This is a genomic window from Streptococcus sanguinis (genome assembly GCF_003943735.1).
GTDB lineage: Bacteria > Bacillota > Bacilli > Lactobacillales > Streptococcaceae > Streptococcus > Streptococcus sanguinis_E.
Map to the genome: position 1 here is coordinate 1 of NZ_RJMV01000019.1, position 16,354 is coordinate 16,354.

Below are 16,354 nucleotides of genomic sequence, written 5' to 3' on the forward strand. Positions count from 1 at the left end.
GACAACTGAAAAAATGATTGATAAAATCTCCTATATTGAAATTCAGAAATGTTAAAAAACAGGCTAATATTGGCATATTCATTTGTAGTTTCCCATTTCTTATGATCAAAATCGTAACTTAGAATAATTCCTTTATCAAAATAGTCATCGAAAACTTCTTTTGCTCGCAGAACACAATCACGGTCAAAAGTTTCAAAATAATTTTCAATTTTAAAAAGTTTAGCTTGATTGTTCAATTTATTAACTCCTTTATTATTTCTTCGTAATCATGTAACACGTCATCTCCATATTGCTCGCATAAAGCTTGCAACATTTCAGTTAAACAAGGTTTTATTTGTTCTTCTAAAATACTCCGAATTTTACCTTTTTCTAAATCAGTTCGAACTCTAGAGTATTGTTTGTTCAAACGATTGAATTCTCCTACTAATAACAATAAAGTAGATTTCGTTTGTAATTCATAATGACAACCGATGCAATGTTGCCTATCGTCATATGGACAAATCTTTCCAAGCGCAGATAAAAGACACATGCTTTCACCTTGTTTTGAGAAGGCTTCACCGTTTCCTATACGATGACAAATAGTAAGAAGTTGATTAGGCTCTGCTTCTTCTTCTACCAAAATCTTTAATGCCTTTTGCGATTTCACTTCTGCCTGAATGCTTAAAGCCAATGTTTTTTCAATCTCATTTGGTGTCAAATCTAACTGTTTAATCATCTGAGTCTGTTGACTAGGACTTAATTCTTTATACTTTCCTCTAGTTACAATCGTCAGGATCATTGATGGAATCATAGATAAAACACCTCGTTCAAATAGTTCTCTCGCAACCATTTCTGGTTTAAGCTGGCTTAGTTGGGCATCTTTTAGGTACGTTGTTGTAGTTTGTGCAAATTCATCGAATGAACCTTTATGGCTACGGGCTAATGCGGCTAAAAAATAGCCTTTAATATTTAACTCAGATTTTTCTTGCAAAACATCATCTGCTAACATGGCAACAGTTTGAAGATAGGATTTATTTGCAGATCTAGAACTAAAATTCCTTTCAAGAAATAAGTCTCCAATTTCTTTCCCCATATATCGATTAATTCGTTTATATTCTTTTATTTGTCGAATTAAAGGTTCATCATTATTATCTTTATTCAACTGATAATGAGCTTCACAGATAGCCAACAACGTTCCAATCAATACCTGACAACTCTCAGGGACCTGAAATTTAATCTGACTAATATTTTTAGTTCGCTTTGTTTTGTTTGGAGTAATATTTAAATAAGTTAAACGAGTTGTAATACTTAAAAGAGTTCTTCTTGCCTCACTGCTACTCCAATTACCACTTCTAACTGATTTTAGAACTTCTTTCGGTGTTCTAGGAAGTTGTGGATGTCCAAGTTGTTCTAAATCTGTTCCACGTAGCGCACATATAAAATGAAGTGCTAGAAATAGCCAGGTATCTGCGTAGTCTTTTGAGATTGCTGCTTTATAAAGCATATCTTCTTTTCTAATGTAATTGTCATTAAAAAGAAAATACAGTAATTCTAAATATTCGTCTAACTCATAAGCGTTAGTCTCCTGTTCTAATGTGTATCGAGGTGTAAATTCATATCTTTTGTGATAGTTACATCTCATTTTATTCATTAACCACTTTAAAAAATCAATAAAAACTTCGCCTTTTTGCTTTTCAAGTGCATATACTGCTTCTTCAACCAACAATTCAATCTCATTATCATTACAGAGAAATAAATCTCTTTTAAGATAAAAAGCAAGAAAATCTTGAACATAAAACATGTTTTCCTTAGATAAGTTGCTATCTTCTGAGTATTGCTGAAAATATTTGTAAGTTAATGGGAATTTTTGTTTAAATATAGGCTGAATTCCTGCTAAACCAGTTGGTCCAAGAAGATAATTGGTTATTTTTTCTATTAATAATTGAGCATCTTTATCTGAGATAGAATAGTTATCCAAATCAATCTCAATATTAAACCAATTGTTATCAACTAAAAACTTACTAATTTTGCCTTTATACTGTATATCGTTTTTTCCGAGTTCACTTAACAGATTTTCGATCAAAGATTTAATTGAATAAGTCATACATTACCTTTCTAACTTATCACCAAAAAGTTCATTTGCTCGCCAATTCATATAGTCAAAAACACCATTATTAACTTGACCATATTGTTTTGCGATTTCTCCTTTGTTTTGTAGATAAACCCAAGCACTCTCAGGCGATTTATCACCTCTTGCTGACATAAGCTCACTTATTTCAGAAACCCCAGATAATACTAACTGTGTCGTGTACCAGTGTCTGAAAATATGTGGGGAAATATTATGCTCCTGCAAAAGCTGCCCAAAAAAGACAACCTCTGCATCATCAGATTTTAAGAAGATTGGGATCATTTCGTCGCGAATAATCTTACGAAATCGTTGATAGTATACATCGTATGATAATGCTTTTCCTCGTCTGTTAAGATTTAAAGGTCCATAATCCTTCTCATACTTCTTACCTTCCAGATAAGTCATATAGTCATTATAAGTGTCTAAAAAGACCTCCAGAAAGATATAAGGTACTGCTTGAAGTCTTTCCTTTTTAATCCGTCCAGTTGGCTTTAAATCGCTTCGGAGAGGTATTTCTTTTCGTAGATCGATCTCAATCTTAAATACTTGCCCATCACTTTGGTGAAACAAAATACCTGGCCCTAGAGGACTATCTTCACGTCTTACATTGCATGCTTCTGATGGTCTTAAGCCAACAAAGGCTCCCAAGGCCACAACCATGAGTAGATCTTTATGATAGTGTGCTATGTGAGAAAATAACATCTCAAAAGCACTATTTGGCATATCACGAAAAATAGCTTTCTCAGTGTTGCTATCATTTACGTATATTTCAAAATTTGGTTCTTTACGCTTTATAACCCGTCCTCTACTATTCGTAAAAGTTGTCGTAGAATACAATTCTTCTGCTTTTAACTTAGCCTTTCCCTCTCGCTCACTTAAATAAAGAGTTAAGAAGTCAAGAACTGCATTTACGCATTTTTCAACGGTGCTTTTCTTTCTTTTTTCTCTATCTCCTGGTAACTGAGATAATCCATAAAGCGTAAAAAATTCTCTAACCATTTCAAGTGTAAGTTGATCTATACTTTTAAGTCCAGAAGTACCAAATATAAAATTTAGAAACTTAACAACGTAAGAAAAGCGTTTATTCCCATCATCTGAAATAGACTTGATTCTTGAAGTAGATTTAACATAACGATGAAAATCAGTAAATTGTAAGTTGCCGTCATCGTGCTTCAGAACGATAAATTGCTTTGTCACGATGTTGTTATCACCTAAAACTAGTGAATGTTTATATACAACAAATCTCATGTTATCTCCTTGTTTAATATGACTGAAGGTTCTGACTGGGTTTTAGGATGTCAATACACAAAAAAACGATCAAATCAGTACCATTTTCCTTTGTGCTCTAAACTGCATAAAGGGAATATCGATGAGTACTTTCATTGATCGTTATTATTATTTGAATTAATTCAATAACAAAAGTAACTTCATCTAAGTAATAAGAGCAATTAATTAGCTCAGCAACAACGATAACCACAGCAACTCCTTCTAAACAATGAAAGGAATATCCGCCGTGGCTATCTATTTACTTTTTTTCTTTTACTTTTGTAAGTTACTTTTGTTATTTTTACTTTTTCTGTATTATATCATATTTTGATTAAATTGTCATCTGAGATAGTGATTTTAAAAAAACTGGAAATTTTTTTAATTGTATATTTTGACAATAAAAAACATTTTTATATCAATTTAATGATTTTAGAGCGTTTTTAGCTTATTTGATTTTAAAGTTGTCGTCTATTCCTCAGGATTACTTGAAGAACAGGAAAAATTCGACAACAAAGTAGTCGATCTATTCAGTTATAAAACCTATGAAGGTCTTTCTGCTGGAACTGGCCACTCCTACTTTGGAGATGTAGATTATACTCTTACTTATTCAACTGAGAATATCCCTCATGATTTCTCCTCATGTGCTGAGAGCTTTCTTCTATACTAATAGACGAAAGGGTGTGAAAATGATTTTTAAATGATACTGTGGAACGGAACAGTAGCCCTAGTATTGACTACTGTCGTTTCTATTCATATTGGCTATTCTAGGACTGAGATGAAAAAATCTATAAATGCTCAGAATAAAATTGAACCCGCAAATCTCCCCAAAACAATGGTGAGTCATGTACTTGTATTATTCCGAAAAAATACACCTCTGGTGCAGTGAGACAAATTGGTGTATCTTATAGTGGCTTCGTAGATGAAAGCTATACTCTACTATCACTCTTTGATGATGTAGAACAAATTGAAAAAGATAATAGACTTCAGACAGCTATTGATGTTGTCAGAGAACAGTTTGGTTTTTTAGCCATACAAAAAGGAACCGTCCTAACTGAAGGTTCCAGAAATATTGAACGCAGTAAACTTATCGGTGGTCATTCCGCGGGTGGATTGGAGGGATTAAAATGAAACAAGAAAAAAATACAGTACAATTTTCAGAAATCCGTAGCAAAGGATGTAATGATATTGAAATGCTTGAAAGATTTTTACATGGAATCGTTGAAACAGCAACTTCAAAACTTCGTCAGAGAAAACTCAAAACAACTGAAATATCGATACGACTAGTACATGCTAAATCTGAAAACCGATTACCATTGGAATTTACATTTAGCATTAAGCCAACAAGCTCATCTGTGATAATCTATACTGAGGTAATCAATCGCTTTAAAGAATGTTACACAGGTGGGGGAATTCAAGGTTTTACGATTCAATTTGATAAAAATACCCTTGCCTCTGCATAGAAAGGATTTGATATGATTGACCGTTCATATTTACCATTTCAATCAGCAAGAGAGTACCAGGATACAAAGATGCAAAAATGGATGGGCTTTTTCCTATCTGAACATGCATCAGCACTCTCTGATGATACAAACAAAGTAACGTACATGTCTGACTTATCACTAGAGAAGAAATTATTACTCCTCAGTCAAGTATACGCCGGGCAGCTACGCACACGCATTCAAGTGATTGAAAAAAACAAGCGTGTTTCCTACACTGGAACAATACCAAGTCTGACCAAAGATTTCATTTTGATAAAAACTACAACAGGTCACATCAATTTGAAATTAAAAGACATTATTAGTATTGAACTTGTCGAGGAGGTGCTCTATGAATCAGCTTGAGTTTCAGCGTAATCACCTACAAATGGACTATTATAGCGAGAGCTACCAAGATTTTGAACGTGACTTCTACCGCTACTCTAACATGAATATTCCATTGACCTTCCTAACTGATGATATCCTAAAAACAATGGCGACTTCACGTAAGAATTACTTTGTCCTCAATAAGGAAAAGTCCAGAGATAACCGCGATCACTTCTTCATATTTGAAGTAAGTACCGTAGATGAGAATCCGCTAATCTATCATTATACATATAAGAAAACTACAATATATTTAGCAGAAAAATAGGAGCAGTTCAATTGACTGTTCCTATTTTTAATATTCATAAAATCTAAAGTCTTTATACTCTTTAACAATGGAGTCGCCAACCAGAACAGACTATACTGACCAGCGACTACCTTAAATTTAATGTTTCAGATTTATTTTCTTATCTCTAATTTCATAAACTACATCTGCTACATTTTCGAGTAATCGTTTATCGTGGGTGATAAACACGATAGTTCCGGTGTACTCCTTCATTAGTATTTCCAAAGCCTCTAAACTTGGTATGTCAAGGAAGTTACTGGGTTCATCCATTATTAGGATGTTATATCTACCCATGAGCATTTTAGCAAGCAACAATTTTATAATTTCTCCACCGCTTAAAACAGATAAACTTTTTCCAATATCGTTCTGTTTGAACCCCATAGATGCTAGCACTGAACGAATTTCTGATATATTGTAGTCACAATCCTTCTGCATAAACTCCATAACATTCTGATTACTGTTGTACTTGTAACCATTCTGTGCAAAGTAACCTATTTTTGCCTTAGGCGAAATAGAAATTCCTTCTTCATGGTTTAAGATCATTTGGATTAAAGTTGTTTTTCCGATTCCATTACCACCAGTTAACGCCACTTTTGCTCCTAACGGAATTTGAAAAGATGCATTTTCAAACAGAGCCTTATCCCCAAATACTTTATTAATTTCTGCACCGACTATAGGGTATGGATTATGGAGCTCCAATGCTTTACTTTGCCTGAAACGAATTCTGCGAATGCCTTCCGGAGCTTCTACTTTTCCTAAGGCCGCAATCCTGTGCTCTAGGGTTTTAGCAGCATTATACATCTTTTTTTCCTTACTTCCTATTGATTTTTGATGAGCTAAACGCCCTCCGTCTTCAGTACTTTTTTTCTTTGAAGAACCTTTTGCCTTCTGTTCTATTTTACGAGCCTGTTTTCGCTTTTCCTCCGCAGCCCTTTCCAATCGGGCACGTTCCGCAATAAATTGTTCGTATTCTGCAGCTTGGCTCTTACGTTCTTCCTCTTTCTGACGAAGATAATCAGAATAGTTTCCCCAATACTCAGTGATTTTGCCATCTTTCAGTTCCCATATTTTATCTACTATTTCATCAAGAAAATAGCGGTCATGGCTAATAACTAACAGTGCACCTGTAAAATATTTTAGCTGTCCTATTAGAAAATCAATTCCTTCACGGTCTAAATGGCTCGTAGGTTCATCCGCTAAAATACCATGAACCTGTGCCGATAAGGCCTGTGCTATTTTAAGCCTTGTTTCTTCACCACCGCTCATAGTCTGTATATTTAATTGCTCAACACCTAGCTTGCCTACAAGTGCAAAATCTTTTTCCTCCTGCAGAGTTACTTCGTCCAACTGGGGAATATAGGCAAGTTCACCCAGACGATTCATTTTACATCCTGGGGGAGTTAATTCTCCTAAAAGTACCCTGAGTAAAGTGCTTTTTCCAGCACCATTTGCTCCTACTAAACCAATACGGTCATAATCATATACTTCTAATTCATTTATATCTAAAACATCGCGTCCTTTGAATTCCACACGAATGTCTTTTGCTTTTAATATTAATTCCATAACATTTCCTCCTGTCTATAATCGCATGCTTTCATTTGCTTGTATGCAGGGAAAACCCTGCGATTTTAGCAGGAAGAGTTACATGAAAATAAGATACATAAATATTCCTCCAATATTGTTTATTTTAAATCTAATTTTCTAACCTCAGTTATCATTTGGCAAACTATAGCAATGCCAATAATTAAAATACCTGATAGTAAAAACCAATGATTTACACCGATTTTATCAGCAAAGAATCCAGAAAGAATTAACCCAATTGGCATAGCAAGTGACATGATACTTCCGATCAAAGAAAATACACGTCCTAAATATTCAGGCTTAATTTTCTCCTGAAAAAGAGCTGTTTGCACACCGCTATAAAATGGCACCGAAAGCCCCATTATTGCACAGCAAACTACGAATATTACAAATCCATTTGGAGGAAGTATTCCCGAAACGGCTAAACTGGTCCCCATTATAAAAAATGAACTTGTTATTAGTAATACATGCTTTTCGAAGCCCCCTAATCTTCCTAATAATAAGCCTCCTGCTAGCATCCCAAATGCAAAGGAAATTTCCGTAATAGAAATATGCACAGGCGTTCCATTAAAGTGTTCCATGCTTATTAAAGGAAATAGTGCATTGATTGGCATATAAACAAAAGTATATAGTGTTCCTAAGAGTAATAAGGCAAACAATCCTTTGTTTTGTCTCAGAACCACAACTCCTTCTTTCATCTCCCTTATGAAATTTGGTTCTAAACTTTGCACTTGATTACCCAGCTTAGGTATACGTACAATTGCTACCGTAATAGATGCAATCACAGCACCCAATACGTCGATGGCAATAATAGCATTTAAATCCCAAACGGAGTATAAGAGTGCTGCAACTGCCGGACTAACAATATAGCTTATAGACTGCAAAGACTGACTATAGCCTGCGCATTTCGTTAGCTGTTCTTCTGGTACTAAAAGTGGTGTAACCGCATTGAGTGCTGGGGTATGAAAAGCTGTTCCAATGCTACGGATAAACAATACTATCATAATCATCCAGACAGGTAGCTCCATACAGAATGCAACAATAGCAAGCACTGCACCAGCTGCTGCGATAATTAAATCGGCACCAATCATTATCTTCTTCCTATCATGACGATCCACTAGCACACCAATGGCAGGTCCCAAAATCGCATAGGGTAAAAAACCTACTAATGAAGCCATAGACAAGACCATCGCAGATCCTGTTTTTTCTGTAAGGTAAAAAATAATCGCCATTTGCAGGATGGCACTAGTGATTAATGATACTGCTTGCCCTGCCCATATTGCATAAAATTTTCGTTTCCAATTGTTGTATTTTTCCATTTATATTATCTCCTGCATATTATTTTGCTTGAATTTCTATTTTGAATAGCATTCTAGGCAATAAAAAATGCAGGCCAAACCCCACAATGTGGCTTTTGGTCTGCATACATACAATTTGGAAACATTCATATTAAAGACATAGTTAAATAAAGGTATAGTTAAATAACCAATATCCTCACCGTAACTAATGAATGCTCAATATCGTATAAATAAGCACAACAAAAAAGCCTATCATCGGGTATAGATTCTGCTTTTTTTATTGCCAGCTTATCTTAAACGCATTGAGGCTGTCATAGTTTCGGTTCCTCCTACATCTTTGTTTATATCAATTTATAGTATAACACAACAAGATGATATGTTCAATATAAAAGTTATGGAATGAGACTCATACTTCCAATTCGATGCCAGATTTAAAGGATATGACGAAGTTTTCTTCATAGACTGTAACGCTCTGGATTATCTTCCTTAGTAGCAAGCGATTAGCTTTCACAAAATCTTCTGTTTGTAGTTTTAAAAATTCATCAGGATTTTCTAACTCAACCTCAAAATATTTCATTTTACATTCCCTCATTTCATTTATTGATAAATTGAGTTTGCAAAAAAGAGTGGACAATTTTTGTCTACTCTTAACCTTTAAAATAGTTTTTTTTAATCGATTTGAAGTTGCCTAAATTATTACTTATTCGGTAAAATGAAGTATTGCTTTCAACAGATTTCCTTCAACTACACTTCACTTGATTCAAACAAGGTGGGTACATTTCTATTCCCACAAACTCCTTGTCAATGGAAACAAACACGTACCCACAGGGTAAATGGAAATAGAAACTGATAATTTCTAGCTATCACTTCTACTCATTCCAAAAATTTTCTCACTCTGATACTTACCCACCATAAAGCAAAAAGCCTTGCAATCAAGGCTTTCATTATCCCTTTCGTTCAAAGGTTTCTAAGCTTTTACGAGCAGAGCGACACACTCAGCGGTTCGCTATCTCCGTTCTGTCTGCGTGCTAGCACTTGTCAATCACGGACAGCTATCGCATGGGCGGAAGTAAATGCTAATCTTCGTCGTTTTACTCCTTGACTAGCAAACTTACCGCCTCAACATGTGGTGCTAGCAAGCTTATATATTATAGAACGAAAAGGATAGAGTGTTTTATAAAATTATACTATAAAATGAAAGAGAATTACACACTCAACTCAAACAACTTATAAAACTCACCTCTCCTATCCATCAAATCACTGAAAGAACCATCTTCAACAATAACGCCATCTTTCATAAAGAGAATTCTATCGTATTTTTTCAAAATGTTCTCATTCAACTTGTGGGTTACTACAAGTGCAGTCAAATTTTGAATATCCAAGATTGAACTTTCAATTTCAGTAGTTACTTGATTATCCAAAGATGAAGTAGCCTCATCCAATAATAAGATTGGTGTTTTTCGAATCAAGGCACGCGCAATACTAACTCTTTGTTTTTGTCCGCCAGATAGATTTGAGCCATTCTCTCCACATAAAGTTTGTAGACCAGATTCATTTTCTAAAACATAACTTTCTAAACCCGACTGCTGTACAGCTTGCTTTATTTCCTCATCAGTGAAGGATTGATTAAGAGTAATATTTGCTCTTAAAGTATCATCAAAGATATAAACGTCTTGTTGAACAATTGTCATTAAGTTATAAAGGCTCTCTGCTGAAATAGCTTGCAAATCTATATTATCAATGGAGATGTGCCCACTTGTTACATCGTAAAAACGCAGTAATAGATTGAGCAAAGTTGATTTCCCACTCCCTGACATTCCAACAATTGCAATTTTTTCTCCTTTTTGAATCTTCAAAGATAAATGGTTAAAAATTTTTTCTTTAGTATTAGGGTAAGAAAAGTCTATATTTGAAAAAGAAATAACATCATCGAAATATTCTTTTGTTTCACCAGTCTGAAGCTCAGTTACATCTTTTACCTCAAATGCATCTAGTGTTGCCTGACCTTCACGAAATTTACTTATTCCCATTCCAACTTCATTCAGTGGCATTACTACAAAATTGACCAGTTGAACAATAGCTGTTACACTCCCAATTGTGGTAGAGCTATTAAATACGAGATACATCCCTCCACCAAAGGCTACCAAAAAAACAATCATCCCTGAAAGCTGTGAAATAACATTAGCTAAAACGTCAAATTTCCCTTTTATAAAATTTATTTCATCAAATTTTTCACTTTCATGACTATAATCCTCACAGATAGCATCTTTCACATTAAAACTTTTAATAACAAGAAATCCTGCTAAAATATCTTTAACCTTAGCTAAATACTTCTGATCGGCAACCATAGCTCTATTTTGTAAAGAGGCTGATTTTTGTCCAATAAATCCTGAAATCATCATCGGAATGATGCTAGCAATGATAACTAATAAGGTCAAAAACCAATTACCTATAAACATAGTTAGAAGTGAAAAAATCATTAAGGAAAGGTTTTTTGAAATATTAAAATACTGGTATAGATAATCTTGCTCAATTTTCTTCATATTTTCGGTTAATACGGAAATAAATTTCCCTGATTTTTCTTTAGAAAAGTCTCTATAATCCCTATCTAAAATAGATTGGAACACCTTGTTTTTGTATCTTGACATGATTTGCCTAACAAGTTTATTTCTCAATCGAAGAGATATAAAGTTGAGTGCTGCATAGATGAAAATAACAGTAGCTCCTACTAGTACCGCTTGAGTTAAGGCTTCTTTATTTTGGGACATGCCACTATCAATAATACCTTTAATAGAATAAGCAAAAGCAATATTAGTTAAAGGGACCAGTATATTAAATATCATGAAAGCATAAAAAGCCTTCTGATGGTTCTTTATCAATTGTTTCATCCTTAATCTACCTCATAATTCTTAATTTCATTTAGAAAATGTGACATAAAATATTCTTCTAAGTCAATATTCTCTCTCCTAATCTCTTTCATAGAAACCTGTTCTACAATTTCTCCATTTTTGATAAAGCCAATTTTATCTGCTATCTGTGAAATTTCCGATAATATATGACTCGATATTAGAATAGTAATTCCATGCTCCTTAGAAAGCGACAACAAAAGATTTCGAATTTCTTGAATCCCTATTGGATCTAAACCATTGATTGGCTCATCTAAAATTAACAATTTAGGTTTTGTTAGAAAGGCACGAGCTAAACCAAGCCTTTGCCTCATTCCTAACGAAAAATCTTTTACTTTTTTAGTCGTATTTTTTAAGCCGACCATTCTTAAGGCTTTTTTTATATCTGATTCAATAATATTTTTCCCCATATATTGAGCGTGAATTTCCAAAATTTCTTTTGCAGTGCAATTATCATAAAAAATTGGTGATTCAATAATACTTCCAATCTGACTTAGGATTTCTTCTCTGTGTTCTTGTAGATTTTTCCCAAAAATTTCAATACTACCTGATGTAATTGTTGATAAGGTTAACATACATTTCATTAACGTTGTTTTTCCAGCACCGTTCGGTCCTAAAAAACCATAGATTTCTCCTTCAGCAATTTGAAGGTTGATACCACTTAAAATTTCTTCTTTATCAATTGTTTTAAAAACTTCTTTTATTTCAACAATATTTCTCATTTCTATCTCTCTTTCTATATCCAGCTTTAAATGAAAGAATTTTTCTCCTGGAGCATAAATACCAACTTATACAGCCTCTTTTTTTATAGAAATCATCAAGGAATTATCACATTCCTTCAATTAAATTCAGCTATGCTACTTGATACTAATATCTTGTCTTGAAATATTATAAANTGAAAATGAAGTAATCATTAAACTTATGAAACTTGCAAATATCAAAAAGAATAAGTTATCAGCAATATTATTAGATAAACTTCCTGGACTGGCATTCGAAAGTAATGCTGCTAAACCAAGTCCTGTAAGCATTGTTATAGCTGTTGAATGCTTAATCATACCTAAAACAAATGGTAATAACCCTATTAGTACTGTTCCAAACGTAATTCCAGCTAAGTTAATTAATTGATTAGCTACAGGGATACAACTAGATTCAGTTACAACAGCCATGAATCTAATGAATATTTGAATAACTAAATGTGCAGAAAAATGGGCAATAAATGATATTAGGATGACTAAAAGAATTTTTCCCCATAGTAACTTTATTTTAGAAATAGGGTAAGAAAACAACTGAAAAATTGTTCTTCGTTTAAATTCATCAATGATAATCGTAGATAATAAATAAGATTCGAAAATCAAAAATGCTGCTTTTGTAAATAAAGATGAAAACAATGAAGCTACAATTGCCCAGCCTTCCCATTTACCAGTAACTCTAATAACATTAGAATCCTGACCAGCGAATTCTCCTAGTTTATTGTCAGTACCTAAACCCATAATAATGATTGCTGTAATGCCTAACACTATAAAAATAGTACACAACCAGGCTAAAAATAATTTAGGTTTAGAAATTTTATTTAATTCAATTTTAATAAGCGATAACATAGATTCTTTCCTCCAAAGTGTAAATAAAGAGTAAACTATTCAAACTAATCTCAACAAATATTTAAAAATTAGCTTATTTTTCAGACAATTACACCATACATACTATCGGTATGGCTACACTGAAAAATAAACATACCTACGGTATGTATAGTGGATTTTTAATAACACACTTTAAGTGTGTTATTTTTAAATTATAAATTATGTAATATAGTTTATTCAATTGATAATACATAAATAGAAATTAGTATTAACAAGAATGTCATGCGACTACTTATTTACTATTTTTTTAAGTGATCAAATAAGTTGAAAATCACCTCCATCATTTCATCAGAAATTAACTGTACCCCTAGACCTTCAAAAGTAAGTTTAATGAAATTCATTTTGCGCTTTAATTCTACTAATGAAAAAACGGAAATTTGAAAACCAATCCAAATATTTAGAGTTAAAACAATTAAATCTGCTAGCTCTTCTGGATATTCTGTTTTAATAGACCCATCTTCAACTCCTTCGTAAACTTTTTCTCTAATTTCGGGTAAAAAATCAGAAAATAGACCTAGATACTGCTCTCCTAACAAACGTGGACTTCTAAGCATGATTGAGGCAGAGTAAACGAGCCTTTGGTGTTCAAAATTAGAGAAAGAGTCCATCAAAGAATTTTGTATCTTTTCTAACCCAGTATTTCCTCTCCAATTATAATTTAAAATTTCTTGATTATTTTCGCTAATGATTGTTTGCAGTATATCGTATTTAGACTCAAAATGATGATAGATAACACCTTTTGTTAATCCACCTAACCCATCTATGATATCTTGTATTGACGTATTATCAAATCCTTTTTCTAAAAATAAATTTTTAGAGACCTCTAGTATTTTTTGTCTAGTTTCATGTGAGTTTCTATTTCTTGCCATTCCAGTCCCTTTCTATCATACCAATGGTATGTAATTCTATTGTAGTGGAAGTAACTAATAATGTCAAGTTCTTTATTGGAATATGAAAAACCTTTATAATAAAGGCTTTTCATTATTACTTCGCTACAAGGTTTCTAAGCTTTTACCAGCAAAGATACACACTCAACATGGGTTTTAGAGGACTAAATGGAGTCTGAATTGCCTGATAGAGATGTAGTATTGATTAAGCCATCAACAAAAAATGTACAAAACAAAAATAAAGTACACTACTTAATGAGTGCACTTTATTCTTCTAATTCAGTTTTATCAATGGTTTAGCTCTAGTTAAATCAATTGTACATAAACTTTTAGTTTTTTTTTGGAACAAAAATATCCTAAAGTCTACCCTATCAAAGTGAAAACTGGAAATTTATTAAACCTGAATTTTAGTGAGAATATACTTTACTAAAATCATATAGTTAAAGTCTGACAAGGAATTTGCCAGACTTTTTGTCATCAGTGTTCTTTAATATAATTCATCCCTGATTGATTCAACAAACTCCGTGTAAAAGCGCTGAATGGATTGCTTAACATAATCAGATTGGCGGTCATCAGTCCCATCTAACAATCTCTGATAGCTATCCAAAGATTCTACATCCTTGAGTTGACTTCAAAGGTGTGCCTAATACACCGGCTTCTCAAAGTCACTAAGAAATCCTTTTAGCGATTCTTTTTGCATTCCTTGGTAAATATTTTTATCTAACCGAATACCAAGAGTGTTTAACTCAGTTGATAGGTTGTCGTAAAGTTCTTGTAAGTCCATAATGTACTCTTTGTAAATAAATTTCATGCGGGAATAGAGATATCCATTTGGACATTTGGGAGAATATCTCTGAAATTATTGCTGTCTGTTAATTAAATACTTGCAATATTTTATAGTTTTGGTATAATATAGTTAACTCATCGACCAAGTTGTTGAAGGAGATTGCGATTACGTCCCTAATCATAGGGACGTTTTCTGTTTTTCTCAGTTAGTTTTATATTTATCGTATTCTTTCAGTTTCTTTCGAAGTACATTATCATAGTGTATGTAAAATGCTGTTATCAATAAATAGTAACTAGGTCTTTCTTCAAGTACAATAAAATAGCGATCTACTGGATCTAATAAAAATATTCTATTAGATTTTTTATACGGTCGTTCATATATTAAGAAACAATCTTGTTTGCAAATCTTGTTATGATCCGTTTCTATTGCAGGTCTTAACCAACATAATCTTTCGCTCCTTCTTAAATCAGGTTCTCGTTCTTCTGAATCTATATCAAAATTTTTACAGGTAAGATGAAAATAACTATCTTCTTTACCTTCAAAATACGGATACGACTTTAACTCGACAAATTTCCCTCTAAAAGTTATCTTGAAGTTGAACAATTGCTCTAAAAATACATTCTCATATAAAAAATCATCATAAAGAGCATAGTCACCATTAAATTGATCAAGTGTTATCTTCGGAGGAAGGATAGGACAAAAATCTGTTACGTTACTGCTCATCACTTAACTCCATTTTAAAAATATTGAATTTTATTGCGTTATACTTTGTATTCGTTGTTAACTCATGCTTAGCTCTATTAGAGATTAAATTACTTAGCCTGATTCTAGCTAAACTACTTTCAAAGCTCCTATTTTTATAAGCTACTGCCCCTATCAATAGGTCAGCTAATTGCATTATTGAGTTTTCATGAGAGCGAATTTGTTGAATATTTTTGATATGTTTGGGTGACTGCTTCCAGTTTTCAAGAATATTCTTTAACTTGTTAACTTTTAAAATACTATTTGTGTCTTTTATATCTATAAAAACGTTAACATCATCCTCAAAGAGAAATTTTCTTACTAAATAAAAGTACTGCTTATAGTAAAAATCATCGTGGGTTTGATTATATTTCTTATGGTTTAATTTATTTTTGTCTATTATAACTACTCTAAAATTAAGATGCTCATTATCAAAAAAATAATTTACAAGATCTTCATAAAAGGTAATTTTAGAATTTGAAACTTTCCTCCACTTTATTTCAGAACGTGAAGAAATACCGTGTTTTCTTTTTATTTCTTTTATCTCCTTATAGACAATATTCCTTACATAGTCTGGACAAGAAATCCCTCCTATTAACATTACACTCTCACCATCATTTTCCAAATGACAAGACTCATCACAATATAAGTTGAGCATCTTAATAACTCCTAATTTTTGTAGTAATAATTCTATTATACCACGAACCCCCAGTAAAACTAAGACTTACAAAGGATTATTCTTCAAGAATTAGTATGTATTTTTAAGAACAATAATCTAAAATAGATTGGAGAACAGACATCTTACTTCGGTGTCTGTTTTTCTATACCTAAAAATGTACTTTTGCTCTTCATCAACTTCACCAAACTTTCTTCTAAAATATACATTAAAAAATCTCCTAATGGACTACAATATAGATACCACGATGAACGTTATTCTAGCTTTTTCAATTTTACATAATAAAATAAAGTACATTTTTCAAATAGTCTACATTACTCCTT

General features: G+C 32.8%; 16 protein-coding genes and 1 pseudogene. 4 read left to right on the top strand and 13 right to left on the bottom strand.

Annotated elements, in window-relative coordinates:
* From D8877_RS11900 to D8877_RS11910, 3 genes and pseudogenes are all read right to left on the bottom strand, one after another.
* Positions 1-236, bottom strand: a pseudogene (locus D8877_RS11900) (hypothetical protein); the annotation flags it as partial.
* On the bottom strand, positions 233-2,083 hold the full coding sequence (locus tag D8877_RS11905; protein ID WP_025197155.1) for a hypothetical protein: 1,851 nt from the start codon (positions 2,081-2,083) through the stop codon (positions 233-235). The gene D8877_RS11905 and the pseudogene D8877_RS11900, both read right to left, overlap by 4 nt.
* A 3-nt stretch (positions 2,084-2,086) precedes the next feature.
* Positions 2,087-3,355, bottom strand: coding sequence for a site-specific integrase (locus tag D8877_RS11910; RefSeq protein ID WP_006151645.1), 1,269 nt, complete (start codon positions 3,353-3,355; stop codon positions 2,087-2,089).
* 900 nt (positions 3,356-4,255) lie between these two features.
* On the opposite strand from D8877_RS11910, the gene D8877_RS11925 reads away from it, so the two are divergent.
* The 4 genes from D8877_RS11925 to D8877_RS11940 are packed head-to-tail and all read left to right on the top strand — an operon-like array spanning position 4,256 to position 5,500.
* Complete coding sequence (locus D8877_RS11925; RefSeq protein WP_001813542.1) at positions 4,256-4,501, top strand: hypothetical protein; 246 nt, start codon at positions 4,256-4,258, stop codon at positions 4,499-4,501.
* Positions 4,498-4,833 (top strand): DinB/UmuC family translesion DNA polymerase, encoded by a 336-nt coding sequence (locus D8877_RS11930; protein WP_000806926.1) that lies wholly within the window; start codon positions 4,498-4,500, stop codon positions 4,831-4,833. Before D8877_RS11925 ends, D8877_RS11930 begins: the two co-directional genes overlap by 4 nt.
* A 12-nt stretch (positions 4,834-4,845) precedes the next feature.
* Complete coding sequence (locus tag D8877_RS11935; RefSeq protein ID WP_000567222.1) at positions 4,846-5,214, top strand: hypothetical protein; 369 nt, start codon at positions 4,846-4,848, stop codon at positions 5,212-5,214.
* A complete protein-coding gene (locus tag D8877_RS11940; protein WP_001072467.1) occupies positions 5,201-5,500 on the top strand; it encodes a DUF5960 family protein in 300 nt (99 codons plus the stop codon). Before D8877_RS11935 ends, D8877_RS11940 begins: the two co-directional genes overlap by 14 nt.
* 117 nt (positions 5,501-5,617) lie before the next feature.
* On the opposite strand, the gene msr(D) is transcribed toward D8877_RS11940, so the two are convergent.
* From msr(D) to D8877_RS11985, 10 genes are all read right to left on the bottom strand, one after another.
* On the bottom strand, positions 5,618-7,081 hold the full coding sequence (gene msr(D), locus D8877_RS11945) for an ABC-F type ribosomal protection protein Msr(D) (RefSeq protein WP_000420313.1): 1,464 nt from the start codon (positions 7,079-7,081) through the stop codon (positions 5,618-5,620).
* A 119-nt stretch (positions 7,082-7,200) separates the two neighbouring features.
* Positions 7,201-8,418, bottom strand: a complete 1,218-nt coding sequence (gene mef(A) / locus D8877_RS11950) for a macrolide efflux MFS transporter Mef(A) (protein WP_000417519.1) — start codon at positions 8,416-8,418, stop codon at positions 7,201-7,203.
* 385 nt (positions 8,419-8,803) lie between these two features.
* Positions 8,804-8,974 carry a hypothetical protein gene (locus tag D8877_RS11955; protein ID WP_000873143.1) on the bottom strand — a complete coding sequence of 57 codons (171 nt, stop codon included), beginning with the start codon at positions 8,972-8,974 and terminating at the stop codon, positions 8,804-8,806.
* Positions 8,975-9,602: 628 nt separating this feature from the next.
* Positions 9,603-11,285, bottom strand: coding sequence for an ABC transporter ATP-binding protein (locus tag D8877_RS11960; RefSeq protein WP_000811441.1), 1,683 nt, complete (start codon positions 11,283-11,285; stop codon positions 9,603-9,605).
* A 2-nt stretch (positions 11,286-11,287) separates the two neighbouring features.
* Positions 11,288-12,025, bottom strand: a complete 738-nt coding sequence (locus D8877_RS11965; protein WP_001244586.1) for an ABC transporter ATP-binding protein — start codon at positions 12,023-12,025, stop codon at positions 11,288-11,290.
* A 135-nt stretch (positions 12,026-12,160) separates the two neighbouring features.
* Positions 12,161-12,901: an ABC-2 transporter permease family protein gene (locus tag D8877_RS11970; RefSeq protein WP_125353421.1), complete on the bottom strand. Its 741-nt coding sequence runs from the start codon at positions 12,899-12,901 to the stop codon at positions 12,161-12,163.
* Between the two features lie 278 nt (positions 12,902-13,179).
* Positions 13,180-13,809, bottom strand: coding sequence for a TetR/AcrR family transcriptional regulator (locus D8877_RS11975; RefSeq protein WP_000113543.1), 630 nt, complete (start codon positions 13,807-13,809; stop codon positions 13,180-13,182).
* Positions 13,810-14,470: 661 nt separating this feature from the next.
* Positions 14,471-14,611: a hypothetical protein gene (locus D8877_RS12315; protein WP_006151551.1), complete on the bottom strand. Its 141-nt coding sequence runs from the start codon at positions 14,609-14,611 to the stop codon at positions 14,471-14,473.
* A 204-nt stretch (positions 14,612-14,815) separates the two neighbouring features.
* Positions 14,816-15,337 carry a hypothetical protein gene (locus D8877_RS11980; RefSeq protein WP_000097857.1) on the bottom strand — a complete coding sequence of 174 codons (522 nt, stop codon included), beginning with the start codon at positions 15,335-15,337 and terminating at the stop codon, positions 14,816-14,818.
* The gene (locus D8877_RS11985; protein WP_000933618.1) at positions 15,327-16,013 is read right to left on the bottom strand and encodes a DUF3800 domain-containing protein; all 687 of its coding nucleotides are present in this window, start codon (positions 16,011-16,013) and stop codon (positions 15,327-15,329) included. Before D8877_RS11985 ends, D8877_RS11980 begins: the two co-directional genes overlap by 11 nt.
* Positions 16,014-16,354 lie beyond the last annotated feature (341 nt).

What these genes read in the sequence shown, in the direction of transcription:
- D8877_RS11955 (WP_000873143.1), bottom strand. Translation starts at nt 8,974, where the DNA reads ATGAAATATTTTGAGGTTGAGTTAGAAAATCCTGATGAATTTTTAAAA.
- D8877_RS11980 (WP_000097857.1), bottom strand. Translation starts at nt 15,337, where the DNA reads ATGAGCAGTAACGTAACAGATTTTTGTCCTATCCTTCCTCCGAAGATA.
- D8877_RS11910 (WP_006151645.1), bottom strand. Translation starts at nt 3,355, where the DNA reads ATGAGATTTGTTGTATATAAACATTCACTAGTTTTAGGTGATAACAAC.
- D8877_RS11930 (WP_000806926.1), top strand. Translation starts at nt 4,498, where the DNA reads ATGAAACAAGAAAAAAATACAGTACAATTTTCAGAAATCCGTAGCAAA.
- D8877_RS11960 (WP_000811441.1), bottom strand. Translation starts at nt 11,285, where the DNA reads ATGAAACAATTGATAAAGAACCATCAGAAGGCTTTTTATGCTTTCATG.
- D8877_RS11985 (WP_000933618.1), bottom strand. Translation starts at nt 16,013, where the DNA reads ATGCTCAACTTATATTGTGATGAGTCTTGTCATTTGGAAAATGATGGT.
- D8877_RS11905 (WP_025197155.1), bottom strand. Translation starts at nt 2,083, where the DNA reads ATGACTTATTCAATTAAATCTTTGATCGAAAATCTGTTAAGTGAACTC.
- D8877_RS11965 (WP_001244586.1), bottom strand. Translation starts at nt 12,025, where the DNA reads ATGAGAAATATTGTTGAAATAAAAGAAGTTTTTAAAACAATTGATAAA.
- D8877_RS12315 (WP_006151551.1), bottom strand. Translation starts at nt 14,611, where the DNA reads ATGGACTTACAAGAACTTTACGACAACCTATCAACTGAGTTAAACACT.
- D8877_RS11940 (WP_001072467.1), top strand. Translation starts at nt 5,201, where the DNA reads ATGAATCAGCTTGAGTTTCAGCGTAATCACCTACAAATGGACTATTAT.
- D8877_RS11935 (WP_000567222.1), top strand. Translation starts at nt 4,846, where the DNA reads ATGATTGACCGTTCATATTTACCATTTCAATCAGCAAGAGAGTACCAG.
- D8877_RS11975 (WP_000113543.1), bottom strand. Translation starts at nt 13,809, where the DNA reads ATGGCAAGAAATAGAAACTCACATGAAACTAGACAAAAAATACTAGAG.